We start from the raw sequence: 24,445 nt of genomic DNA, 5'->3' as shown, positions 1-24,445 counted from the left end.
CCAAAAAGGCCGGTAACTCTAGTTAAGCTGTCTCCTGTAAACCGATAACCGGAGTCTGAAGACAGTAACTAAAGGGGCTATATATAAAACAGCTATACTTTGAGTTCACTAAGCTATCAACTATAAAAACCAATCAGGATGAGCAAGGTCACCCAAATAAGTGACTTCGATCATTTTCGCCCTTTGCAGATAGTGGTAAACTTGTATTGTTAATTTAAGTGCCTGTAAATCAATTTTATAATTAGTGTTTAAGGCGCTTAAATTATTTTTTCTGAACTTAAATATACTGTTGTTGAACCTGTTGTAAAGGTAATGCGTTTAATAAAATAATAAAATACCTTTTTATCTTTTATTTTAAAAAATCGTCGTTTACCTTTACACCGGTGATTGATACTAACAACAAAATTAACCAATATGGAAACCACACAAATCGCAGAAAGAAAATTAGATGTAACCGTTCTGGAGCCACGCATGAAGCACCCAACCATTTTTGAATGGTTTGACAACATGAAAGGCGGCGACTCTTTTATTATACATAACGACCACGATCCGAAGCCGGTGTATTACCAGTTACTGGGCGAGCGTGGTAACATATTTAAGTTTGATTACCTGGAGCAAGGCCCTGAAGTATGGGAAGTACGCATTACAAAACTTACACCCGAAGAAGGTGAAACAGTAGGCGAACTGGTAGCAAAAGATTATCGCAAGGCACAGGTCTTTAAAAAGTTCGGTATCGATTTCTGCTGCGGTGGTAAAAAGTCGGTAGCACAAGTTTGTAAGGAAAAAGGCATTAGCCAGGATCAGCTGGAAGCTGAACTGGTTGCCATGGACGAAGCCGAGCAGAGCCGCCAGGCTGAGTACGATAAATGGGAGCCAGGCTTCCTGGCAGATTATATCGTGAACATGCACCATAAATATGTGCGCGAAGCAATACCTGCCCTGTACGAATACACTACCAAAATTGCCCGCGTACACGGTCAGCGCCACCCGGAATTGCTGGAAGTAGTGAAGCACTTTACCAACGTTGCCAATGAACTGGAATCGCATATGCCGAAAGAAGAGCGCGTGCTGTTCCCGTACATTAAGCAGCTGGACGAGGCCAAGAAGAGCGGTGTGAAAATGGAGCCGGCATCTTTCGGATCTATCCAGAACCCGATCAACATGATGGAAATGGAGCACGACCACGCCGGCCGTGAGCTTGAAATGATCCGTGAGCTAACAAACGACTATACGTTGCCGGCTGATGCCTGCGCTACTTATACCGTAGCTTTCAAAAAGCTGCAGGAGTTTGAAGATGATCTTTTCCGCCACATCCACTTAGAGAATAACATCCTGTTCCCGAAAGCGATCGAGATGGAAAAAGAAGTAGTAAAATAAATTACCATGTCAGAACCAGGGTTCTCAGGATTAAGGGATGGACAGAAGTTTAAGCTTTTTACTTTTCCTGACATATAACCCTGAACGTCTTAAGATCCTGCAGATCCTGGTTCGGACAATAAATACCACTGTTATGAAAAACGCAATTGCACCCCAGAAAAGAGATAAGAGCCTGGTGCCCCTGTCTCGTGAACATCACTTCGGATTGTTGTTTTGCTGGAAGATCCGGCAGGGACTGAAGAATGGAACCGACCTGGAACTGATGCGTGCTTATGTGCGCTATTTCTGGGAGACAATTCTGAAAGAGCATTGCGAAGAAGAAGAGTGGATACTGAAAAGAGTATTGAAATCAGATGATACTGTAAGAGCGCGGTTGGCGGAAGAGCATCAGTTGTTGCATACTATAGTTGACCTGATAAATACCGGCAGCCCGATGAACAAAGAGCTGTTTAAAGTACTGGAAAGAGACCTGAACGACCACATCCGCTGGGAAGAAAGAGAGCTGTTTCCGTATGTGCAGCGAATGGCTAACCCTGATGAACTGGAACTGACCGGAAAACTGCTGTCTCATAAACACGACCCTCGCCTGGATACTTTTACACCCGAGTTCTGGACTGTAAAAGCGCAGGCCTGATACCCATGCATATAGCAGCTACCACCAAAATATCTGCGCTGATAAAGGAAAACCCGGCAGCGATAGATGCGATAGCAAGTATAAACAGGCATTTCGAGAAGCTACGCAACCCGGTGCTGCGCAAGATACTGGCATCGCGGGTAACTATAGCCGATGCAGCCCGCATTGGCGGCTGCGACATAGAACTGTTTTACCGTAAGCTGGAGCCACTAGGGTTTACAGCCAGCGAAAACATAACCGGAAATACTAAAATACCGATCACAATGCAAACACCTGAAACCACAACCACAGCCATGCCGGCATACCTGGCGCAATTACCAGCTCAGCATATTCTGACCCTGGATGTGTGTGAAGATATAGCCACCGGTAACGATCCGTTTTTAAAGATCATGAAAGCTGTGGATGAGATTGAGGAAAACAATGCCCTGCTGATCATCAACACGTTTGAGCCAACGCCACTTATAGCTATCCTTAAAAAGAAAGGCTATAGTTTCTGGACCGATGTGAAAGCTCCAAACCTGGTGCATACTTATTTCTGGAAAGATGGTGCAACGGATACTTCGGAAGAACAAACTATAAAACCTGAAACAGGCAGCTTTGAGGATGTGCTGGCAGGCTTTGCAGGCAAGGTAAAACACATTGATGTACGCGCTATGGAAATGCCGCAGCCAATGGTAACTATACTTGGCGAGCTGGAAGTTTTGCCGCAGGAGGAAGCCCTGTATGTGGTGCATAAACGCGTGCCGCAATTCTTACTGCCGCAATTGCAGGAGCGCGGGTTTAACATAACTATAAAGGAAGTAGGCCCTAACCAGGTTGACTTACTGATCTATAAATAACCAAACCATGAGCGCTGCCACTACATCGAATTCGCCGGGCAAATGGGTTGTGCTGCCGCATTATGCTTTTGCTGCCCTGGCCTTTGTAGCGTTAAGCATTTTATTGCTCTTCTCTACCGATGCTTTTGGCGGGCACTATTTTCACCCGAAACTGCTGACCTTAACACACGTGGCGGCACTTGGCTGGGCAACCATGCTCATTTTCGGGGCGCTATACCAGTTACTGCCGGTAGTGCTCGACTGCAAACTATATTCTGAAAAACTGGCAACTATAGCCTTCGGGTTTTTAGGAATAGGAACGATAATTTTAGCCTGGTGCTTCTGGAATTTTGAGCTGGGGCATGTCATGCACATAGCTGCCTGTAGTTTAGTTATCTCTTTCATCCTTTTCAATATCAACGTCATCCAGACGGCCCGGCAGGCACCCAAATGGACCATCGAATCTGACTTTATAGTTACTTCGGCTATCTGGTTGCTGGTTACGGGTATAGTGGGGCTGATCATGGTGCTGAACTTTACGATGGCTTTTCTGCCGGTAGAGCACACCCATTATTTAAAGCTGCACGCACACATTGGCATGGCCGGCTGGTTTCTGCTGCTCATTATTGGAGTAGGAGCCAAACTGATACCGATGTTCTTGCTGGCACACGCCGAGAGCACTAAGAAACTGAACTGGAGTTATAACCTGATCAATGCGGGACTGGTGTTCTTTATCTTCGATCACCTGTTCTTTCATACGGCGTTATTGCCGGTTTATGCGGTTTTGGTTGTTGCCGGAATTCTATTGTTTTTGGTATTCATTTACGAGACCAGCAAAACACGCCAGCGCCACGACATGGACCTGGGCATGAAACAGACATTTGTGGCCCTTGCCCTGTTGTTGTTACCCATTGTGCTGGTGTTTATAGTTAGCAGCCAGGTTGCGTTGCCACAACAGTTACTTTCAGCGGTTTATCTGGTATATGGCATCTCGGTTTTCCTGGGTTTTATGTCCGCCATTATCCTGGGCCAGACCTTTAAAACCTTGCCGTTTATAGTTTGGATGCATGTGTACGAAGACTATGTAGGCAAATTTAAAACGCCGCTTCCCAAAGACCTTTACAATCATACCATTCAGCGCTTGCAAAACTATAGTTACCTGGCCGGCTATTTACTGCTGGTTACGGGCGTGCTGTTGCACAACCAACAAATCATTCTCGCCGGTGCTATCGGCTTTACCATCACATCGTTGCTATACACGGCCAATGTGTTTCAATTGCTACTGCATAAAGTTCAGGAACTAAAACCTTTTTCCTATGGAAACGCAAGTGTCTGAAGACTTCGGAAATGAAGTTTTCGAAACATTAAAATATATCATCGACCCCGAAGTGGGTATCAACATAGTTGACCTGGGACTGATCTATGGCGTGAGCCTGGATGGCGATCTGCTGGAAATAGAACTGACCCTGACAACACCTGGCTGCCCGATGAGCGGCACTATTACAACTGCTACGGAGCAGATACTTTTAAAACGTTTTCCGAATCTGGATGTAAAAGTAAACTTAGTGTGGTCTCCGCCCTGGTCTACTGAAATGATCACGGAAGAGGGTATGCGGCAGTTGGAAGGGAAATAGTACCTTTGCAGCCGTGTTAGTGTTAAAAGTATAAACAGATTCTCATGTTATCGAAGACAGCGGAATATGCGCTTCGTGCTATTGTGTACATCGCCCTGAGCGATGCACAAGGGCTTAAAGCAGGCATAAAGGAAATAGCGAAAGAACTGGACTTGCCGGCTCATTTTATGGGCAAAATACTGCAGGACCTAGTGCGTAAAGGCATTATTGCATCCATGAAAGGGCCCGGAGGCGGATTTTTTCTGCACAGGCCTGCCAGCGAAATTACTCTGCTGGAAGTAGTGAATACAATAGATGGCCTGGAAGCTTTCCGGAAATGCGGGATGGGCATGAAGATGTGTTCGGACATTCATCCTTGCCCGCTACACAACGAAATAAAAGCGTACCGCGACCAGCTGCTGAAGGTGTTCAGTTCTAAAACGATACAGGACCTGGTTGATGGAATTAATTCAGGAAAGTACTTTATCACAAACCTGCATGAAGAGCTTCCAAAAGAGCATATTTCTGGGGCAGGTTTAACGGATTAAACTATAGCTCCGGCAAAATAACCCTAGAATCTTAACCTAACACACTCCCAACATGCTTACTACCCAAACACGGGGCGCTTTCTCTGAGAAACTCAGAGCCATGGAACCTGTTGCCCTACCCGAACAAGAAGAAGCCGCCTTACTTGCTGCGGTTGAAGAGATCCGTGAGTTAAAGAAAAAGCATAACGCAGTGGTACTGTCGCATTTTTACATGCCCGCTGAGCTGCAGGTAAAACACGAAGATGGTGGCATTGCCGATTTTGTAGGCGACTCGCTGGGGCTGAGCGTAGCGGCTAAAACTGTGGAAGCGGATTACATTATTTTTTGCGGGGTTAAGTTTATGGCTGAAACGGCCAAGATCCTGAACCCGGTAAAGCAGGTGTTGCTGCCAAGTTTTGAAGCCGGCTGCTCGCTTGCCGAAAGTATTACCGGCGAAGACGTTCAGATGCTGAAGAAACTATGGCCGGGCGTGCCGGTAGTAGCTTACATAAACACCTACGCCGAGACCAAAGCCGAGGCTGATATCTGCTGCACCTCCCGCAACGCCATGGATATTGCCCGCTCACTGGGCGGCGACAAGCTCATCTTTTTACCGGACCTGTACATGGGCCGCAACCTGCAGACCAAGATCAAAGCCGAAACCGGTAAAGAACTGATACTTTGGGAAGGAAAATGCGAAGTGCACGAGCAGTTTACACCACAGCGCATAAACGGCCTTAAACTGATGTATCCTGAAGCGCAGGTGCTGGTGCACTGGGAAGTTCCGGACGATACCGTTACCTATGCCTTAAAAGGAGCCGGCGGTATAGTGGGTAGTACCTCCGATATTATCCGGTTTGTAGGCGAGAGCGAAAGTCGCCAGTTTATATTGGGTTCGGAATGCGATTTAGGTGCAACCTTACGCGGTATGTATCCTCATAAAGAATTTATAGTTCCATGCATCAAGTGTCCTCACATGAAGCAGATAACTATACAACGCACACTGGATTCACTCCGGGCAATCGGCACGCCGCAGGAAAAGCTTTTTGAAGTTACCCTGGACGAAGAGATCATCAAAAGAGCCCTTATACCAATTGAGCGCATGCTGGCTTTTGCATAAATGGAGTCGCTGAATTATGATTTTGTAGTACTGGGCAGCGGTATTGCCGGGCTGACATTTGCCCTGGAGGCTGCTGCGCATGGCAAAGTGTTGGTTCTCTGTAAAGCTGCATTGTCGGAGACCAACACGGCTTATGCCCAGGGCGGAATTGCTGCAGTATTGAGTGCTACAGATTCATTTGAACAGCATGTGCAGGACACCCATACTGCCGGGTCCGGTTTATGCGACGAAGCAGCGGTTCGGTTTATGGTCGCGCGTGCTCCTGAAGCTATAGAATGGCTGCAGCAACAGAGGGTACTTTTCGATACAGCTATCAATGAAACGATTGCCTTAGGCCTGGAAGGCGGCCACTCACAACATCGCATCGCGCACGTAAAAGACCACACCGGGTTAAGCATTCAACAGGCCTTAAGTAAAGCAGCCCTACAGCATCCAGATATTACGGTATTTGAGCATCATTTAGGGATTGATCTGCTGACCCAAACTATAGCTGAAGAGAAGGTCTGCTATGGTGTGCAGGTGCTGGACATGGAAAGCGGCAACTATAAAACTATATTGGCCAAAGCTATTGTGCTGGCAACCGGCGGCGCAGGCCAGGTTTACCAATTCACCACCAACCCAACTATAGCCACCGGCGACGGACTGGCCATGGCGCACAGGGCAGGCGCCGCTATCCGAAATATGGAGTTCTTCCAGTTTCATCCCACAGCCCTCTACGATCCGACATCTACTGATACGTTCCTGATAAGTGAGGCATTGCGCGGTGCCGGGGCAGAACTGGTGTTACCGGATGGGTCAGCTTTTATGCAGCATTACCACCCGCTGGGGTCGCTTGCTCCCCGAGATATAGTTGCCCGCGCCGTCTACGAACAAATGCACCTGCATTATTCCGAATGTTTGTACCTGGATGCCACCCGTTTGCCCGAAGGTGTATTACAAAAGAATTTTCCGGGTATCTATACCAAATGTAAAACCATAGGCGTTGATGCTGCTATGGAGTTAATCCCGATTGTTCCGGCGGCGCATTACCAGTGCGGAGGCGTGCAGACCAACCTGCACGGGCAGACATCTATAGTTGGGTTATATGCGATAGGTGAGGTGTCTTGTACGGGCGTGCACGGTGCTAACCGGCTGGCCAGTAATTCGTTACTGGAGGGTGTTGTTTTTGCCAGGGAAGCTGCCAGGCATGTTGCGGTTTCAGAGCTGCAGCTACTTTGTACATCATTCAAAAGTATAGTCTATAGTTTGCCGGATAACTGCAGCGATAAAATTGTACTTAAGGCCAGAAAAGCTTTGCAGGTATTAATGTGGGAGAAGGCAGGTATAGTTCGTACAGCAGAAGGCTTGCTGGAGGCAACATATCAGCTTGCAGAACTGAAATATAGCCTGAAACATCTTCAGGGATATTCTGCTATGGTACAGGAAGTTAGAAATTTACTGACTGTTGTCGAACTTATTCTCGATGCCTGTGTTTTAAGGAGAGAAAGCGTAGGTGGACATTTTATAGAATCCGAACCTGTTCAACCCGAAGCATGGGTACAGAGTGTGAGTTGCTAAATTTATGTAACAATATATAGGTTGAGCAGCGTATACCGTGAACATGTTGCATTTCTATATAATATCTGCTTACTTTGGCTAACCAAATTTGAACCTGCTGTGCTGCCATTCAGTATACACCAACATACGTTACAATTGCCGCTTACAAGCCTTGTAGCAGCTTCGAATCACGTTTCCTTAAGCGATGACCTGAACGGTTATTGTCTTAACTTTTTTTCTACTCCCAAAGACTTTAACAAGTAAGCCGGAAATCTATCCGGCACCGAACTCCTCCTGGTATCTGGTGTTTCTGGCCTGCAGCTTATAGTTGTTGCGGTTATCTACACTGGCTTTATCTCTGAAAATTAATTTTTACAACTGATATGTTAATCAAACTTAGCGTAAGGCAACTGTTTGCGGTTGCTTTTGCAGCCATTTATGCCCTTGTTTTATACCTGGCTTCCCAAAATATAGCTTATGGAGCTTTGTTGGTGTTCGTGCTACCGTTGCAGGCAGTTTATATCCATGATATCCGTCAGCCAAAGCACTCTATCCTGCGCAACTACCCAGTGATAGGTCATTTGCGCTACTTTTTTGAAAGTATCCGCCCGGAAATGCGTCAGTATTTCTTTGAGTCAGACCTGGATGGGAAGCCTTTCAGCCGCCGCCAGCGCTCTATCGTTTACCAGCGTGCTAAAAACGTACGGCAGACGGTGCCATTTGGTATGCAGGCCAACAGCCAGGAGAGTGGTTTCGAGTGGATTGCGCATACCATGTTTCCGGCGCATGTTACGGAAGAAGACCTGCGTGTAACAGTAGGTGGCAGCCGTTGTAAGCAGACGTATAGCGCCAGTATATATAATATATCGGCCATGAGCTATGGCTCGCTGAGTAAAACAGCGGTTACGGCTTTAAGTGGAGGAGCTAAACTGGGCAGGTTCGCACATAACACTGGTGAAGGTGGCGTAAGCCCGTTCCACATCGAAGGTGGCGGCGACCTGATCTGGCAGATCGGTACGGGTTACTTTGGATGCCGCGATGGTCAGGGTAACTTCTCAGAGAAACTATACGAAGAGCAGGTTTCCCATCCGAACATTAAAATGGTGGAAATAAAGCTATCGCAGGGTGCAAAGCCAGGCCATGGAGGTATTCTGCCAGCTGCTAAAAACACGCCGGAGATCGCTGCAATCCGTAAAGTTATACCTCATACTACCGTTGCTTCGCCACCGGCGCACTCTGCTTTCCAGGACCAGTTCACTATGTTGCTGTTCATCGAGAAGCTTCGTGTGCTGTCTCAGGGCAAGCCGATCGGTATTAAGCTTTGTATCGGTAACAAAATGGAGTTTGAGCGGCTTTGCCAGGAAATGATGCACAACCAGATTTACCCGGACTTTATAACGATAGATGGAGCAGAAGGTGGAACAGGTGCAGCGCCGCTAGAATTTACGGATAGCTTAGGTATGCCGCTTTACGATGCCCTTTCGTTTGTGCAGGAGATGCTGGTGAAATATAAGCTCAGAAAAGAAATCCGGGTGATTGCAGCCGGAAAAATCATAACTGGCGTAGATATAATTAAGGCAATCTCACTGGGTGCGGATATTTGCTATAGTGCCCGCGGAATGATGTTTGCACTGGGCTGTATACAGGCGCTTCAGTGTGACTCAGGTCGTTGCCCGGTAGGTATTGCTACGCAGGACGAAAACCTTTATAAGGGTCTGGATGTTGCTGATAAGAGAGTTCGTGTAGCAAATTTCCATGGCAATACTATAAAATCAACAATAGAAGTGATGGAAGCCTGCGGTTTTGGCAGCATAGACAGTATTACGCCGGATAAGATTTTCAGAAGAGTGGAATCCGGCAGAACGCTGAGCTTTGAAGATATCTACTTTAAGCCGACAGAACCAGGATCAATACTCACGAAAGAGCATCAACTTATATTAAACTAGACTTGTATGAACCCCATCTATCTAACCGAAAAAGATCAAGAACGCCTGCATAGCCTGGTGCAGTTGCAACGTCAGAATGGTGGCGCTGCCTCTGTTGAAGGGTTGTGTAAAGAACTGAAGCGCGCAAAAGTTGTAGCCTCAGAAGAAGTGCCGACTGATGTAGTAACTATGAATTCACTAGTGCGCCTGAAAGACCTGAAAACCGGGAAAGAAATGGAAATTACGGTTGTGTATCCGAAAGATGCCGACCTTAATGCCCGTAAGATTTCCGTACTGGCTCCGGTTGCAACTGCTATCTTAGGTGGCAAAGTAGGCGACGAAGTAGAATGGCCTGCTCCGCAGGGAATGCTGTATTACAAAATTGAATCTATCCTTTACCAGCCAGAAGCTGCAGGGGATCTCTTTTTATAGTCTGATATTTTAAACTATAGTTCTATAGTTTAAAAAGCCCAAAGCCACTGTTTAAAGGTGGTTTTGGGCTTTATTAGTATGTACTAGTGAGGTCGCCTTTTAATGCCGCGGGTCGGAACAGCTGCCAGTGGGTCGTCGGGCCAGTGGTGTTTGGGGTAACGGCCACGGAGATCTTTCCTGACATCAAAATAGCCGGTTGTCCAGAAACTTCGCAGGTCGCGGGTAACCTGCACGGGGCGGGAAGCAGGGGAGAGCAGGTGAATCAGCAAAGGCACTTTGCCACCACCAATTCTGGGCGTATCCAGCATCCCGAATACTTCCTGCAGGCGTACGGCAAGTACAGGAGTGGCTGGATCTGTATAGTTTAAGGCTATGCGGGAGCCGCTGGGTACTTCCAGGTGAGTTGGGGCCAGCCGGTCCATTTCCTGCCGTTGTTCCCAACTCAGGTCCGAAAGCAGCATTTCATTAAAATCTAACCTGGCCACTTGTTCTATAGTTCGTAAGCCGAGCAAATGTGGCAACAGCCATAGCTCTATCGTTTCTGCCAGCATCTTATCCGAAACATCAGGCCATAGTTCAGGTGCCAGTTGATGCAGAAAAGCTAAGCGCTGCCGGGTTTTTATAGCTTGGTCAGACCAGGGAAGTTTATCAATTCCTCTCTCTTTAAGTGCCTGTAAAAGTAGAGTGGCCACCTGTTCCTGATCTGGGTTTGGTTGGCTGGTTTCCTGCAGAATTAATGCCCCTAACCGGGTGATCTTACGGGCTATCACTCTGCCGGTGGCTTCGTCAAACCTTACCTCATCCAATTCTTCGAGCTGTTCTTCAAAATGCTCCAGCAACTCAGTTTTGTTAAGCGGTGCTGCGAGCAAAATACGCGGCTGGTTCCCGATCTCGAGGTGCGCTATACTATAAAAGTCTGCTTCGCTGAAAAGCTCTGTTGGCAAAGCGGCCCGTTGTCCGGTTACAAGTCTAACCCGGCCCGATGACTCCCGTTGGGCCAGGCGGTCGGGGTAGGTGAGGGCAGTTAAGATTCCTGCTGCGTCCGGTTTTATAGTTTCGTTGGTGGTGCGGGTGCGTTGCATCAGGTGCTGTGTCTGTTCTTTTACACGCCGCAGGGCATTTTCGTCGATCACAAAACCCGGAATAGGCGGACGCTTACCCGATAAGATTTCCAGGCGCAGAGGTAGGTCTGGCAATACATTTCCTCGTCCGGTTTCCAGTTGTCTCAGTATGTCTTTTTCAGATAACAACGCAGCCAAAGCGCAGGCTGTGGCTCCAAAACCAAACTCACGGCCACGAATAACCAGGTGCCCTAGTCTTGGAGAAAGGCCAAGCGATGCCAGTGCTTTTCCGTGCGGGGTAGCGTTACCGGTTTTATCTATAGCTTCCAGGCGAAGTAACAGATCGCGGGCAAGTGCCATGGCAGCGGCAGGTGGCACATCCAGCCAGTTTAAAGCAGCAGCATCTTTTACGCCCCACATGGCAAGCTCCAGCGCCAGCCCGGTCAGGTCTGCTTCGCAGATCTCCGGGTTTTGCCTGTCTGCTAACTGCGCCTGGTCGGCAGTAGACCAAAGCCTATAACATACACCCGGCCCTAAACGACCTGCACGGCCGCGGCGCTGGTCGGCGGCAGCTTTTGAAACAGCTATAGTTGCCAGCGTAGTTAAGCCGGTGCGGGGCACAAATTTAGGAACACGTGAAAAGCCGCCATCGATCACGATCTTTACACCTTCTATAGTTAAGCTGGTTTCGGCAATACTGGTGGCAAGCACGATTTTGCGCCTGCCTTTAGGCGCAGGTTGTATGGCAGCCAGTTGTTTGGAAAGCTGCAGGTCACCGTGCAAAATGTGGAGGTCTATAGTTGGCGCCAGTTTGCCTTCCAGTTGTGCGGCTACTCTTCGCATTTCCCCCATGCCGGGCAAAAATACCAGTATATCGCCATCCGGTTGTTCGGTTAGTGCTTTTCGTATTGCTTTGGGTACCAGGTTGCTCAGTCTTTCCGCTGGTCTGTTTCCTGCAGCAGCTACTTCTGAAGTAGGCAGGTAATGCGTTTCGACAGGATATTGCCGGCCTTCGCTAGTAATAACAGGTGCATCGAGCCACTTACCTATCGTTACAGCATCCAGCGTGGCACTCATCACAAGAATACGGAGATCAGGACGTAGCACTGCCTGTGCATCTAAAGCCAAAGCTAAACCAAGGTCAGCCTGTAGGTTTCGTTCATGAAACTCATCAAAAATAATAGCTGCAATCCCTTCCAGTGCCGGGTCATCCTGTATCAAGCGGGTCAGTATGCCTTCGGTTACTACCTCAACTATAGTTTTATCAGATACCACATGCTCCATGCGCACCCAATAACCAACTGTTTGCCCGAGTGGCTCGTTCATGAGATCCGACATGCGTTGTGCGGCACCACGTGTTGCCAGACGGCGGGGCTCCAGCACCAGTATTTTACCGTTGTTGCGCCAGCCGGCTTCTAATAATGCTAACGGAACAAGCGTGGTTTTACCTGCTCCGGGCGGTGCTTCCAGTATAACCCTGGTATTGGTTTCCAGGGCAGAAAGCAGGCGCGGCAGGGCTTCCTTAACAGGTAAGTCAGGTAAATTCTGAAGTATAGTTGTTGACGACATTACCTGTAAAGGTCTGAATTATGCACTAGAAAGCATAAAATTTATAGTTGCTAACTAACGAAATACAAAAGAAGATCAGCCTCAAAAAAAGGAATGGCCGCCCATAGTTGGGCAGCCATTCCTGGAAGTGCATCAAGATGTACTTATGTAATTATAGTTGTTACTTTTTTATAGTTAGTTCATCTTCCTGTGTCTGGATGAGGTCTATGTCCTGCACATCTTCATCCTGCTCAAGCGACCAGCCTGTTTTAAGACCGATGATGAACCAGGCTAAGGCAACAATACCACCAGCAAAGATCGTGTCACCAATAACCCGTAGCCAGCGCAGTGTTTCCATAGTGTCTGTCTGCATAAACTCCATAGAGCGGGCATACCATAAGCCATATTCCACACTTGCCCACGTCTGCATAAGCCCGATAGGAAGCACACTTATCAGTACCATCAGGATGAGGCCAATGTTAAGAGACCAGAAAGCAAAACTTATCACACCATCTTTCCAGCGGCGACGGCCGGACAAACCCTTCAGAACAAACAGCATCAGCCCTATACCAAGTATACCATATACTCCAAAAAGGGCGGTGTGTGCGTGCACAGGTGTTGTATTTAGCCCCTGCATGTAATAAAGTGCGATCGGCGGATTGATCACGAACCCGAACACACCGGCACCAACCAGGTTCCAGAAAGCTACAGCCACGAAGCAGTAGATAGGCCACTTGTACGCCTTGATCCACTGGGTAAGGCGGCTGATTTTCAGGTTATGGTATGCTTCAAAACCAATCAGTACAAGCGGCACCACTTCCAGGGCACTGAATGTAGCACCTAAGGCCATGACAGCAGTTGGCGTACCGCTAAAGTATAAGTGGTGAAACGTACCGATAATACCTCCGAAAAGGAAGATAATGGTAGAGAAAAGTACTGTCGATGTGGCCATTTTAGTATCCAGCAAACCCATGCGCACAAACAGGAAGGCAATTACCACGGTAGCAAATACTTCGAAGAAGCCTTCTACCCACAGGTGAACTACCCACCAGCGCCAGTACTCTGCAATGGCCAGGTTGGTATGCTGTCCCCACATCAGGCCGGATGCATAGAAGATAGCAATGGCAGCCGATGAGATCAGGAACATGCCCAGCAGGTGACGACCTTCTGCATCGTTTCGGAAAGCAGGCATAATAGCACGCACCATCAGGCCCAGCCACAGGAATAAGCCAACTAAAAGGAATATCTGCCAGAAGCGTCCTAAGTCTACATATTCATACCCCTGATGTCCGAACCAGAAGTTTTCAGTGTATCCCAGTTTCTGCATGATGCCATACCACTGCCCAGCCAGCGAACCAGCAACTATAATAAGCAGGCAGACAAAGAGGAAGTTTACCCCCAGTTTCTGGAATTTTGGCTCGTGGCCCGACACAGCAGGCGCAATGTATAAACCGGTTGCCAGCCAGGAGGTAGCTATCCAGAAAATGGCGAGTTGCACGTGCCAGGTTCTGGTAATAGAGTAGGGCAGGTAATCAGCAAGTGGGAAACCATACAAAGCCTGGCCTTCCACCCCATAGTGAGCCGACACAACTCCCAATGTAACCTGTACCAGTATAAGGGCTGTCACAATCCAGAAATACTTTAACGTGGCTTTCATAGATGGCGTGGCATTTAAACCCAGCAAAGGATCTTTCTTTGGCAGTTTGCTCAGGTCTATGTCATCTTCCTTGTTAGAAGCATAATAATAAGCGAGCAAGCCCACACCAGCTATCAGGATAATGACACTGAAACCTGTCCAGATGATCAGGTCGCTGCTTGGTTCGTTGGCTACCAGTTTTTCGGCAGGCCAGTTGTTAGTGTAGGTAATATTTTTACCCGGACGTTCGGTAACACAGGCCCAAGAGGTCCAGAAGAAGAAGGCATTCAGTTTCTGCATCCGCACCGGGTCTTTAACAGTGTTATCAGACATGGCGTAAGAATCACGATGTTTTGCCAGTGCCGGGTCATCCATAAACAGACCTGTATAATGCCTGCTTACATCTGCAATAGCCTCAGCACGTAAATCCGAAATAGTCAGTACACCAGTTTCGGGATCATAGGTGTTTGCCCTGATCTGTTTTTGCAGACGAGCTTCCAGCATGGCCTTAGTTTCTTCATCCAGCGCCTCATAGTTCACGCCTTTCTCCTGCTCCGCCCAGGTATCCAGGAAATACATTGCTTCTTTGTGTAACCAGTCGGCACTCCAGTCGGGTGCTACATAAGCACCGTGCCCCCAGACAGAACCCAATTCCTGTCCGCCAACCGACTGCCATACATTTTGTCCGTCCTTAATATCCTGCTCATTAAAAAGCACTTTACCGGATGTGGTTACTACCTGTTTGGGAATAGGAGGTGCTTCCCGATAGATTTCGATACCATAGTACCCTAGCACGGCAAAGGAGCCGACTATAACGGCAATAAACCCAAGCCATAGATTTCTGTATTTCATATATGTAAATGTTTAATGTGATATTTAAATGAATTGGTGACTATACTTTGAAATAGGTAGTTGAAAAACATGCCTGTTACAAAGGCTTTTTCCGGATCAAAGGTCAGCAGGGAAGGGAAATTGAGAAATGACTTGCGTCATGAGTAAAAGAGATTAAAGTCTTTTATTTTTCATGACACTGCCTTAAAGTTTTGGTATAACAACTATAAAGCAGCTGAAAACAGAAGTTTGAACCGAATCTGAATGATTTCAGCTTCTGGGTTTTGTTCAGGCTAACTTCTGCTATTGCCTCAATTATAGTTTTTGCAGATACCATATGCTACATAAGAGTCCAGTAACCACCTATTTGTCCGGGTGGCACCTTCCGTAAGTTCGACTGCGTTGTGCGCCGCTGCGAGTGGCCAGCTGGGGATCCAGTATTAGTATCAAACTATAAAAACAAAAACCGCCTGGCAATTACCAGGCGGTTTTTATGAAGAAATACCTATCAGGGTTTATTTGTGTTTCTTTTTAGCAGCTTTCCTTAAATAGAGGGTAAGCACTGTTAATGCTGTCAGAAAAATGAATAACTCGGATATTCCCATAACATTACATTCGTTAGAATTGAAATTAACTTACAGGTACTTTGCCAGCTTCGAGCGCATCGTTCTGCTTGCGCAGTTTGCTGTGTTTACGACCATACAAAAAATAAATAGCTATACCAATTGCCATCCAGATGATCAGGCGCATCCAGGTATCAAAACCTAAGTTTGCCATCATGTAGCCGCAGATCAGGATGCCCAGTATTGGTACAAGTGGCACAAAAGGTGTTTTAAACGGACGCTTTAGCTCAGGGCTGGTACGGCGCAACACAATGATACCGGCACACACAATTACGAAAGCCAGCAATGTTCCGATACTTACCAGTTCACCTAGCAACCCGATAGGGAAAATACCTGCCACAACAGCTGCTACCAAACCAGTGATGATTGTAGTTACATAAGGCGTGTTGAACTTTGGATGTACTTTACCAAATAGTGACGGTAATAAACCATCGCGGCTCATGGCAAAGAAAATACGTGGCTGACCCATTAACATTACCAATACAACCGAAGCCAGACCAGCTACAGCACCCACACCGGTAAAGAAGTATAACCAGCTAAGCGCAGGTCCCGCTGCTGAAAGTGCAACCAGTACCGGATCCGGAACATTCAGCATTTTGTAAGGTACCAGGCCAGTCATTACCAGCGACATTAACACATATAATAATGTACAGATACCAAGTGATGTAAGCATACCGATCGGCATGTCGCGTTGCGGGTTTTTAGCTTCCTGTGCAGCAGTACTTACCGCATCAAACCCGATGTAAGAGAAGAATACGATAGCAGCACCGGCTACTACGCCCTGCCATCCGTATCGGGTTGCGCCATCAATCAGTACTTCTTTTTCAGGGATAAACGGGGTCCAGTTAGAAGGGTCGATGTACTGGAAGCCGAAGGCGATAACCAGTAACACGATAGCTACCTTTACAATAACGATGATGTTGTTGAATTTAGCAGACTCCTGAATACCGATTACCAGTAAGGTCGTCATGATAAGTATAAGCACGATAGCCGGCAGGTTGATGATAGAACCGGTGGCAGTAAAGGAGTTACCATCGTAAGCAAGCGGGGCGGCAGCAATGACAGCCGGTACCGTAATGCCGATCGATTTGAGCAGGCTTACAAAGTTACCACTCCAGCCTACGGCCACTGTTGCAGCACCAAACAAGTATTCCAGTATCAGGTCCCAGCCAATGATCCAGGCTATAAACTCGCCCAACGTAGCATAACCATAGGTATAAGCGCTGCCTGCAATTGGTATCATGGAGGCAAACTCGGCGTAGCACAGACCGGCAAACAAACAGCCAAGCCCGGCAATTAAAAAGGAGATAACGATAGCAGGACCCGCAGCATTTGCGGCAGCGGTACCGGTAAGCACGAAAATACCTGCCCCAATAATAGCACCCACGCCCAGCATGGTAAGGTTAGTGGCCGTCAGGGTACGTTTAAGGCCGTGTTCACCGCTTTCTGATTCTTTAATCAGTTTATCGACAGATTTTGTCGCGAAAATATTGTTTGACATTTAGTTAAGTATAGTTAATAAGTGAAAGACAATACCATTCCTGGGAATGGCAGAACAACTGCGCATACTTTTAAACTATAAAGTAGGGCAGGCATCTCTAACAGTTAGAACTATAAACTAAGGGGCGTTGGGGAGTATCCGGAAGCGGGAAGTCGCAGATGCAAATGCCAGCAAAACCTTAACCGGTTTTTTATCGGGGAAACAGGTACGCAGCTTTAGAAGCCAGAAAGTACTTGTGTAAAGGTGTAAAAAAGATTCAGTATGGCTTGTTACAACGTGTGTTTGCGTTTGCTCTGTCCAGGCGACAGGCTCGCTTTGCTTGTCTGAAGTTAATTCTTCGTTTGTTTCTAAAGCTGGACTACAGCTTGTCGCTAATTTTTGGGGCTGTTTGGAGAGGGTGACTAAAACAGAAAAGCAAAACATAGCAGCCCACACCAGTAGGAGGAGCGTAGTTGCTATGTTTTGCTTCTGTTTCAAAGTTTTGTAACGCTGAAGTTATGCCTGATGCTTGCCTAATTTACTGTTTCGGTAACCATACACAAAATATAACACCAGGCCCAGCGCCAGCCAACCCAGGAAACGGACCCAGTTTGTAATGCCTAGCTCCGTCATCAGGTACAAGTTGGTAAGTAAGCCCAGTACCGGAATAAGCGACAGGTTCTTAGTGAAAGAAAGCACCGTCATGATAGCGGCAATGATCATAAAGCCTAGTAGCGGTAATTTATGCTGAAACTCCTCCCAGCCGCCTTCCGTGCTTAAATAAGTTGTCATGGCTTCTCCGTTATAGATGTAGAGAATAATCAGCAAACCGATCAACAGCAATGGCAACGTATACCTGGCATTTATATAAGGCACTCTGAAGCCTTTGTGTATAGTCTCCAGCTGTTTCTGCTTTTCTTCCATCACCAGTATACCGCCGCACACCAGCACAAACGCGAATAATGTACCAATACTTGTCAGGTCGGTCACCTCGGTCAGGTTCATGAAAAGGGCAGGCACTGCCACTACAAATCCGGTAACTATAGTTGCAAACCACGGTGTTTTATGTTTCGGATGAATGCTGGAGAAGATCTTAGGTAGCAGGCCGTCGCGGCTCATACTCATCCAGATACGTGGTTGCCCATACTGGAAAACAAGAAGCACGCTGGCCATGGCAACTATAGCACTCACGGCAACTATACCAGCCATCGCATCCAGGTTAACTCTTGAGAAAACATAGGCCAGCGGGTCGCCAACAGCCAGTTCGTTATAAGGCACCATACCGGTCAGGATCAGGGCCAGGATAACGTAAAGCGTTGTACAGATGATCAGTGCCAGGATCATAGCACGCGGCAGGTCACGCTGCGGGTTCTCGCATTCTTCTGCAGTGGTAGAGATCGCGTCAAAACCGATGTAGGCAAAGAACACAGCCGATACACCTTTCAGGATACCTGAAATGCCATTCGGAGCAAACGGTGACCAGTTATCGGTGTTTACATAAAAGGCACCCACTGCAATTACTAAAAGTATAACTATAAGCTTAAGCAAAACCAGCAGGTTAGCCGTGCGTTTTGATTCTTTGATACCAACATACACCAGGTAGGTGATGAGCACTGTAATTCCTAGTGCAGGAATATCAGCCACCAGTTTTATACCAGCTATAGTTGGCGCATTCGACCAGGCAAGGTAAGCTTCCTGCAGGTAGCTAGGGAAGTCCGAAAGAGCCTTGCCTTGAGCCAGTTGCGCAGATACTTCTGTAAAGCCACGCGATGCACTCAGAAAATCCATGGTAAGGTATTCGGGCATTCCGATTCCTACGCCCTGCAGCACAGCCGTAAAATAATCGGACCAGGAGATAGCAACGGCGATGTTACCAATAGCATATTCCATCAGCAGATCCCAGCCGATGATCCAGGCAACCAGCTCGCCAAAAGAAGCATAGGCATAGGTATACGCACTCCCCGAAACCGGAATGGATGAAGCAAACTGTGCATAACACAATGCCGAAAAACCGCAGGCAATAGCCGTGAAAATGAACAGGAGCGATACACCCGGTCCGCCGGCGGCACTTGCGTTACCAATAGTGCTGAAAATACCAGCACCGATGATCGCTGCAATACCAAAAGAAACAAGATCCTTCAGCCTAAGCGTACGCACAAGGTTAGTGCCCTGTATGTTATCATCGAGGTAGTAATCGGCCAGCAAAGCCGTTCCGCTTTTTCGTCGGGTAATGTTCTGTAGAAATTTACGCATGTAGTAGTAGGTGTTGATTAGCCATCAGCTAATGTAGGTTGTTTGGTGCGTAAGCCTATAGTTTACATGCAGCTAAAACAGCAAAATAAGCTCATAGCCGATAGTAAAAACAGGCAAACAATATAGCAAGATACTAATTGTTAAGAATCTCTCACTAAGAACCTTGAAAAAATCCTGCCCACCGGTTTACAAACTATAGCGCTGGAGATTTGCGTGTGGAAGCTATAGCTATAGTTTGTAAACCGGATCAGGAACTATAGAATTAGGCCGTGATACGCTTTAGTTCCGGTAATTTTACCGGCCTGATAACGAGCGGTACTTTCTCAACTTTAACAGAGCTTGTATCTAACCCGAACCATTTGCTTTCGGAGCTGGTGTATTTCTTTATGTTGAAATACCATTCCATGATCATACGGTTCTTCAGTGGCAGGTCGTTTTCGTAAGACAGGAATTTCTCGAGCACTACGAACCGGAAGTCGCCTATCAGGTTATGCTTGCTCAGCGAGTCGTAGCGGCTGGTAATATCCACTTCGCCGTTTGCTACCAGCTCTTCCACTACTTTCCTGAAAAACAGGTTTATACGCTGTTCTACCCTGAAACCAAGCCTGAAATCGATCCGGATTACGGTAGGGTCCAGCTGCTTTACCTTGTATTCGGTTGTAAAAGGCTGGTCGGTAGTTTCAACGTGCACAAACCAATAGATATCAGCTCGTTTCGGGCGCTTCTGAAAGATGGAGTAGATTACCTTGGTTTCCACATCCTTCGGTTTGGGTGCACTCGTCATAAACACCAGGTGGGTGGTATATTTTGGTATAGTTTCGTCGTCACTCAGTTCCTTCAGGGCTGGCAGGTAATCTTTAAGACGCACATACTCGGCCAGGCTGCGCTTAATATAAAAAGCCTTTATCCAGATGTACATTACGGCCAACAACACACTCGCAATCAGCACCGATACCCAGCCACCTTGCGTGAATTTGCTCAGGTTGGCTATCATGAAAGATGATTCGATGGAAATGTATACCACTAAGAACAGGGTAACAGCAACCCACGACTTATATTTTACGCGCAGGAAATAGCTCATCAGGATAGTAGTAGACAACATGGACATGGTAATGGCCATACCGTAAGCTGCTTCCATGTGCTCCGATTCGCGGAAGTATAACACCACGCCCACACAACCGAGCCAAAGCAGCCAGTTTATACTTGGCACATACAACTGCCCTTTCTGGTTGGTGGGGTACACCAGTTTTACACGTGGCCACAAATTCAGGCGAATAGCTTCGGAGATCAGGGTAAACGAGCCTGAAATAAGCGCCTGGCAGGCAATAACGGCGGCTATAGTTGCTATGGCAATACCGATAACCAGGAACCACGAAGGCATGATACCATAGAAAGGGTTCTCACGAAGTACACTTCCTTCTTTGGTCATTAGCCAGGCACCCTGCCCAAAATAATTCAGCAGCAGGCAAAGCTTTACAAATCCCCAACTCAGCCGGATGTTTGGTCTGCCGCAATGGCCCAGGTCCGAATACAGTGATTCTGCCCCGGTGGTACAGAGGAACACAGCGCCCAGTACCCAGAAACCTTCCGGGTAATTTACCAGCAGGTCGTAGGCATAGTAGGGGTTTATGGCATTCAAAATTTCCGGATGCTCCACCAGCGACAAAGCTCCCAGCACACCCAGCATCGTAAACCATAAAAGCATGATCGGCCCGAATGCCTTGCCCACTATCTCGGTACCAAAACTCTGCATCAGAAAAATGAGGGTCAGGATGGTGATCACGATGGGAACAGTCGGGATATTCGGATTCAGGATGCGCAGGCCCTCGATAGCGGATGAAACAGAAATAGGTGGTGTAATGATACCGTCAGCCAGCAAAGCGGCTCCCCCGATCATGGCCGGAACTATAAGCCAGGAAGCACGCCGACGGATAAGGGTGTAAAGAGAGAAGATACCACCTTCACCGTTATTATCTGCCTGCAGCGTTAAAAGCACGTACTTTATAGTTGTCTGCAGCGTCAAGGTCCAGAAAACGCAGGAAATACCGCCGTACACCAACGCCTGTGAAACAGGGGCACTACCCAGAATGGCCTTCATCACATAAAGCGGTGAGGTACCGATATCGCCGTAAATAATGCCGAGAGAGATTAAAACACCTGCCGTAGATACAGCGCTGGTTTTAGATGGATTACTCATTCAAAGAAGAATAAAAAAGCTCAGGTACAAAAAAGTATCGGGCACAGTTGTCTGAACAAAGCACCCGATATAGTTACCAGCAATTATTTTAATAGTAGCAATTAAAAAAGGACAGAACTTAAGCTTGCTTGCTGGTTGCAAAGCGCTGCTTAACAATCGTATAAATTGGTGGCAGTAACGATATCCCGATGATACCCAGCACCAGTAACGAGAAGTTAGACCGTACGCCCGGCAGGTTGCCAAATACATATCCGATCATGATAAAGAAGACTACCCATACAAAAGCACCTACCACATTAAAGAGAAGAAACCGCTTATAGTTCATGTTGCCCATGCCAGCCACAAAGGGAGCAAACGTGCGCACAATAGGTACAAAGCGGGCATATATAATGGTGCGGCCACCATATTTTACATAAAACTTTTCGGCCTGGCGCAGGTGCGACTGGCGCAGGAACCAGTAATCTTTGTTGTAAATAGTTTTCCCAAACTTATGCCCGGTAAAATAATTAAATGAGTCACCGAGAATGGCCGCCACTATGAGCAGCCCCATCAGGAACCAGACATTTAAACCCGAAGTTGGCAGTGCAGCAAGTGCACCTAAGGCAAACAAAAGCGAGTCGCCCGGCAGAAAAGGAGTTACTACCAGACCGGTTTCGCAGAAAATAATGATGAACAGGATCAGGTATATCCAGTTTTCATATTCATTAAGCAGGTCTACCAGGTGCTGGTCAATGTGTAGTATAAAGCTGATTAGGTGCTGGATAAGCTCCATCATAATTTAAAATTGTAAGGGTAAATAGTGGTTTGGTTTCTGTGCCTTACACGTCAACAAAACCGGTAGCTTTTTCAGCTGTAAGCAGCTCGCGCCAAATAAGTCCGCAAAGGAATAGAGTAGCAGCATCTAAAACAACTTAACAGCCAAAAGATTTTTTATAGTTCAGGCTTCCAAGTGGTTTATAAAGAATAGCTTCTGCCCTAAAAAAGTTTAAAAGTGCACCCTTCGGGCAGGCATTTATTTTGCAGGCTTGCAAAGTATGTTTATTTTCAAGCATTATTTATCAAACACCTACATGTCTACGACAAAATCTAAACACCCTAAAGGCCTCTATTACCTGTTCTTTTCCGAAATGTGGGAAAGATTTGGCTTCTACCTGATGTTAGCTATTTTCTTCCTGTACATGATCGATGCGCAGAACGGCGGACTTGGTCTTTCTAAAGAAAATGCTTCTGATATCTTCGGTACGTTCATCGCATTTGTCTACTTAACACCTTTCGTGGGCGGCCTGCTCGCCGACAGGGTATTAGGTTACAGACTATCTATCTCCATTGGTGGTATATTGATGGCGCTTGGTTACATTGGCCTGGCACTACCCGGCGACCTGGCGATGGTAGCTGCCCTTGGCCTGATCATTATCGGTAACGGTTTTTTCAAACCAAACATCTCAACGCTTTTAGGTGGTTTATATTCCGCACCGGAGTACCAGGAGCAGAAAGATACCGGCTACAATATTTTTTACATGGGGATAAACGTGGGTGCTTTTATTGCTCCGTTTGTAGCCTCTTACCTGCGTAACAACTATGGCTGGGGCTATGCGTTTGCCGCTGCCGGTGTTGGTATGTTGCTGGGGGTTGTAATTTTCTGGATGGGTAACAAGCATTATAAAGATGCGGATGTACGCAAACCTGCCGCAGCCAACGACATGTCGCTGATGCGTATTTTTGGTATTGTTATTTTGCCTGCTGTTTTAGCGGGTGTGTTAGGCTGGGTACTTATACCAGGCGATATCTTTGGTTCTAACTCTACAGATGCGTTCATTTTCGGTGCTATCCCGATCATGGTGTTCTATGGTTCGCTTTGGGCACGTGCAGCATCAGAAGATAAAAAACCAATTGCGGCGCTGCTTTCTATTTTTGCAGTAGTGATCGTTTTCTGGGCGATATTCAAACAGAATGGCACGGCACTTACCACCTGGGCTGAATACTATACCGACCGCGAGATGGTGGAAGGCTTAACCGGCCCTGCCGGTACTATTGGGATGGTGCAGGAAGTAGACCAGAGCACAGCTACCGTTCCGGATTATGACCAGAATTTCAGAGCAAGAACGGATGAAGCAGGAAAAGTGATCACCAAAGAAGGTGTATCGCCTTACCTGAACAACCTGCCGGAGGAGCGTTGGCCAAAAGACGGGGACTCCCTTTCACTTATTTCTACGGAGCTTTTCCAGTCTATTAACCCATTCTTTGTGATACTGCTTACGCCGCTGGTGGTATGGTTCTTTGCCTTCCTGCGCAAACGTGGCAAAGAGCCGTCAACGCCGGCAAAAATTATGTGGGGACTTGTAATTACTGCTCTGAGTACGCTTGTTATGGTTGGTGCTGTGTATGCCAGCATGAACGGGGCTGAGAAGAGCTCTGCTATGTGGCTGGTTGGTTCGTATGCTGTTATTACGGTAGGGGAGCTGTTCCTGAGCCCGATGGGATTGTCGCTGGTATCAAAGCTGAGCCCGCCGCGCTTAACGGCCCTGATGATGGGTGGCTGGTTCCTGGCTACTTCTATCGGCAATAAATTATCCGGCGTACTGGCCAGCATGTGGGATAAGTACGACCACAAAGCGTACTTCTTCCTTGTAAACTGTGCTGGTTCGTTACTGGCTGCTTTTGCTATATTCCTGATGCTAAAGTGGCTGCGCCAGATCGTGCTTGCGCACACCGGTAAAAACTAAATTTATTTTTCAGCTATATTTCAGATCCGCCCGGGCTTGTGGCCCGGGCGGATCTTTTGTTTCAGGTAATTTTTACGCACGCTATTCTAACTATAGTTTAAAAATATTCTC

General features: G+C 47.2%; 17 protein-coding genes. 11 read left to right on the top strand and 6 right to left on the bottom strand.

Features of this window, described 5'->3' with window-relative positions:
* Positions 1 to 414 precede the first annotated feature (414 nt).
* The 10 genes from ric to rnk all read left to right on the top strand — a co-directional run bounded on the left by ric (position 415) and on the right by rnk (position 9,982).
* The gene (gene ric, locus KYK27_RS08895) at positions 415 to 1,377 is read left to right on the top strand and encodes an iron-sulfur cluster repair di-iron protein (RefSeq protein WP_199109677.1); all 963 of its coding nucleotides are present in this window, start codon (positions 415 to 417) and stop codon (positions 1,375 to 1,377) included.
* Positions 1,378 to 1,414: 37 nt separating this feature from the next.
* A complete protein-coding gene (locus tag KYK27_RS08890) occupies positions 1,415 to 2,011 on the top strand; it encodes a hemerythrin domain-containing protein (RefSeq protein WP_233150348.1) in 597 nt (198 codons plus the stop codon).
* 5 nt (positions 2,012 to 2,016) lie between these two features.
* Positions 2,017 to 2,850 carry a DUF2249 domain-containing protein gene (locus KYK27_RS08885; RefSeq protein ID WP_199109676.1) on the top strand — a complete coding sequence of 278 codons (834 nt, stop codon included), beginning with the start codon at positions 2,017 to 2,019 and terminating at the stop codon, positions 2,848 to 2,850.
* A gap of 7 nt (positions 2,851 to 2,857) precedes the next feature.
* The gene (locus KYK27_RS08880; RefSeq protein WP_199109675.1) at positions 2,858 to 4,165 is read left to right on the top strand and encodes a hypothetical protein; all 1,308 of its coding nucleotides are present in this window, start codon (positions 2,858 to 2,860) and stop codon (positions 4,163 to 4,165) included.
* Complete coding sequence (locus KYK27_RS08875; RefSeq protein WP_199109674.1) at positions 4,146 to 4,463, top strand: metal-sulfur cluster assembly factor; 318 nt, start codon at positions 4,146 to 4,148, stop codon at positions 4,461 to 4,463. Before KYK27_RS08880 ends, KYK27_RS08875 begins: the two co-directional genes overlap by 20 nt.
* Positions 4,464 to 4,507: 44 nt before the next feature.
* Positions 4,508 to 4,990, top strand: coding sequence for an RrF2 family transcriptional regulator (locus KYK27_RS08870; RefSeq protein WP_199109673.1), 483 nt, complete (start codon positions 4,508 to 4,510; stop codon positions 4,988 to 4,990).
* Between the two features lie 52 nt (positions 4,991 to 5,042).
* Positions 5,043 to 6,089: a quinolinate synthase NadA gene (gene nadA, locus KYK27_RS08865; RefSeq protein WP_199109672.1), complete on the top strand. Its 1,047-nt coding sequence runs from the start codon at positions 5,043 to 5,045 to the stop codon at positions 6,087 to 6,089.
* Positions 6,090 to 7,646, top strand: coding sequence for an L-aspartate oxidase (gene nadB / locus KYK27_RS08860; RefSeq protein ID WP_199109671.1), 1,557 nt, complete (start codon positions 6,090 to 6,092; stop codon positions 7,644 to 7,646). It abuts the gene before it with no gap.
* Between the two features lie 362 nt (positions 7,647 to 8,008).
* Positions 8,009 to 9,571, top strand: a complete 1,563-nt coding sequence (locus KYK27_RS08855) for an FMN-binding glutamate synthase family protein (protein WP_199109670.1) — start codon at positions 8,009 to 8,011, stop codon at positions 9,569 to 9,571.
* Between the two features lie 6 nt (positions 9,572 to 9,577).
* Positions 9,578 to 9,982 carry a nucleoside diphosphate kinase regulator gene (rnk, locus tag KYK27_RS08850; protein ID WP_199109669.1) on the top strand — a complete coding sequence of 135 codons (405 nt, stop codon included), beginning with the start codon at positions 9,578 to 9,580 and terminating at the stop codon, positions 9,980 to 9,982.
* Positions 9,983 to 10,065: 83 nt separating this feature from the next.
* Here the strand turns inward: rnk and hrpB are convergent, their stop codons facing one another.
* The 6 genes from hrpB to KYK27_RS08820 form a co-directional block, all read right to left on the bottom strand.
* Positions 10,066 to 12,612 (bottom strand): ATP-dependent helicase HrpB, encoded by a 2,547-nt coding sequence (gene hrpB, locus KYK27_RS08845; RefSeq protein WP_199109668.1) that lies wholly within the window; start codon positions 12,610 to 12,612, stop codon positions 10,066 to 10,068.
* A 160-nt stretch (positions 12,613 to 12,772) separates the two neighbouring features.
* Positions 12,773 to 15,079: a nitric-oxide reductase large subunit gene (locus tag KYK27_RS08840; protein WP_199109667.1), complete on the bottom strand. Its 2,307-nt coding sequence runs from the start codon at positions 15,077 to 15,079 to the stop codon at positions 12,773 to 12,775.
* A gap of 609 nt (positions 15,080 to 15,688) precedes the next feature.
* Positions 15,689 to 17,182 carry an amino acid permease gene (locus KYK27_RS08835; RefSeq protein WP_199109666.1) on the bottom strand — a complete coding sequence of 498 codons (1,494 nt, stop codon included), beginning with the start codon at positions 17,180 to 17,182 and terminating at the stop codon, positions 15,689 to 15,691.
* A gap of 495 nt (positions 17,183 to 17,677) precedes the next feature.
* Positions 17,678 to 19,414 (bottom strand): amino acid permease, encoded by a 1,737-nt coding sequence (locus tag KYK27_RS08830; protein WP_199109665.1) that lies wholly within the window; start codon positions 19,412 to 19,414, stop codon positions 17,678 to 17,680.
* 262 nt (positions 19,415 to 19,676) lie between these two features.
* Entirely contained in the window at positions 19,677 to 21,611 is a 1,935-nt protein-coding gene (locus KYK27_RS08825; protein ID WP_199109664.1) for a KUP/HAK/KT family potassium transporter, read from the bottom strand.
* Positions 21,612 to 21,729: 118 nt separating this feature from the next.
* Positions 21,730 to 22,383, bottom strand: a complete 654-nt coding sequence (locus KYK27_RS08820) for a DedA family protein (RefSeq protein ID WP_199110216.1) — start codon at positions 22,381 to 22,383, stop codon at positions 21,730 to 21,732.
* Between the two features lie 298 nt (positions 22,384 to 22,681).
* Between KYK27_RS08820 and KYK27_RS08815 the strand changes: the two genes are divergently transcribed.
* Complete coding sequence (locus KYK27_RS08815) at positions 22,682 to 24,334, top strand: peptide MFS transporter (RefSeq protein ID WP_199109663.1); 1,653 nt, start codon at positions 22,682 to 22,684, stop codon at positions 24,332 to 24,334.
* The last annotated feature ends 111 nt before the right edge of the window (positions 24,335 to 24,445 follow it).

Origin of the sequence: Pontibacter populi (assembly GCF_019336435.1) — a bacterium.
In the GTDB taxonomy this organism is placed as follows: Bacteria; Bacteroidota; Bacteroidia; order Cytophagales; family Hymenobacteraceae; genus Pontibacter; species Pontibacter humidus.
This window is presented reverse-complemented; position numbering and strand designations above follow the sequence as displayed.

Bases quoted from the DNA above. Each gene is read 5' to 3' on its own strand.
- KYK27_RS08835 (WP_199109666.1), bottom strand. From the start codon at position 17,182: ATGTCAAACAATATTTTCGCGACAAAATCTGTCGATAAACTGATTAAA.
- KYK27_RS08885 (WP_199109676.1), top strand. From the start codon at position 2,017: ATGCATATAGCAGCTACCACCAAAATATCTGCGCTGATAAAGGAAAAC.
- KYK27_RS08815 (WP_199109663.1), top strand. From the start codon at position 22,682: ATGTCTACGACAAAATCTAAACACCCTAAAGGCCTCTATTACCTGTTC.
- ric (WP_199109677.1), top strand. From the start codon at position 415: ATGGAAACCACACAAATCGCAGAAAGAAAATTAGATGTAACCGTTCTG.
- rnk (WP_199109669.1), top strand. From the start codon at position 9,578: ATGAACCCCATCTATCTAACCGAAAAAGATCAAGAACGCCTGCATAGC.
- nadA (WP_199109672.1), top strand. From the start codon at position 5,043: ATGCTTACTACCCAAACACGGGGCGCTTTCTCTGAGAAACTCAGAGCC.
- KYK27_RS08875 (WP_199109674.1), top strand. From the start codon at position 4,146: ATGGAAACGCAAGTGTCTGAAGACTTCGGAAATGAAGTTTTCGAAACA.
- KYK27_RS08855 (WP_199109670.1), top strand. From the start codon at position 8,009: ATGTTAATCAAACTTAGCGTAAGGCAACTGTTTGCGGTTGCTTTTGCA.
- KYK27_RS08830 (WP_199109665.1), bottom strand. From the start codon at position 19,414: ATGCGTAAATTTCTACAGAACATTACCCGACGAAAAAGCGGAACGGCT.
- KYK27_RS08870 (WP_199109673.1), top strand. From the start codon at position 4,508: ATGTTATCGAAGACAGCGGAATATGCGCTTCGTGCTATTGTGTACATC.
- KYK27_RS08880 (WP_199109675.1), top strand. From the start codon at position 2,858: ATGAGCGCTGCCACTACATCGAATTCGCCGGGCAAATGGGTTGTGCTG.
- KYK27_RS08820 (WP_199110216.1), bottom strand. From the start codon at position 22,383: ATGGAGCTTATCCAGCACCTAATCAGCTTTATACTACACATTGACCAG.
- KYK27_RS08840 (WP_199109667.1), bottom strand. From the start codon at position 15,079: ATGAAATACAGAAATCTATGGCTTGGGTTTATTGCCGTTATAGTCGGC.
- nadB (WP_199109671.1), top strand. From the start codon at position 6,090: ATGGAGTCGCTGAATTATGATTTTGTAGTACTGGGCAGCGGTATTGCC.
- KYK27_RS08825 (WP_199109664.1), bottom strand. From the start codon at position 21,611: ATGAGTAATCCATCTAAAACCAGCGCTGTATCTACGGCAGGTGTTTTA.
- hrpB (WP_199109668.1), bottom strand. From the start codon at position 12,612: ATGTCGTCAACAACTATACTTCAGAATTTACCTGACTTACCTGTTAAG.
- KYK27_RS08890 (WP_233150348.1), top strand. From the start codon at position 1,415: ATGGACAGAAGTTTAAGCTTTTTACTTTTCCTGACATATAACCCTGAA.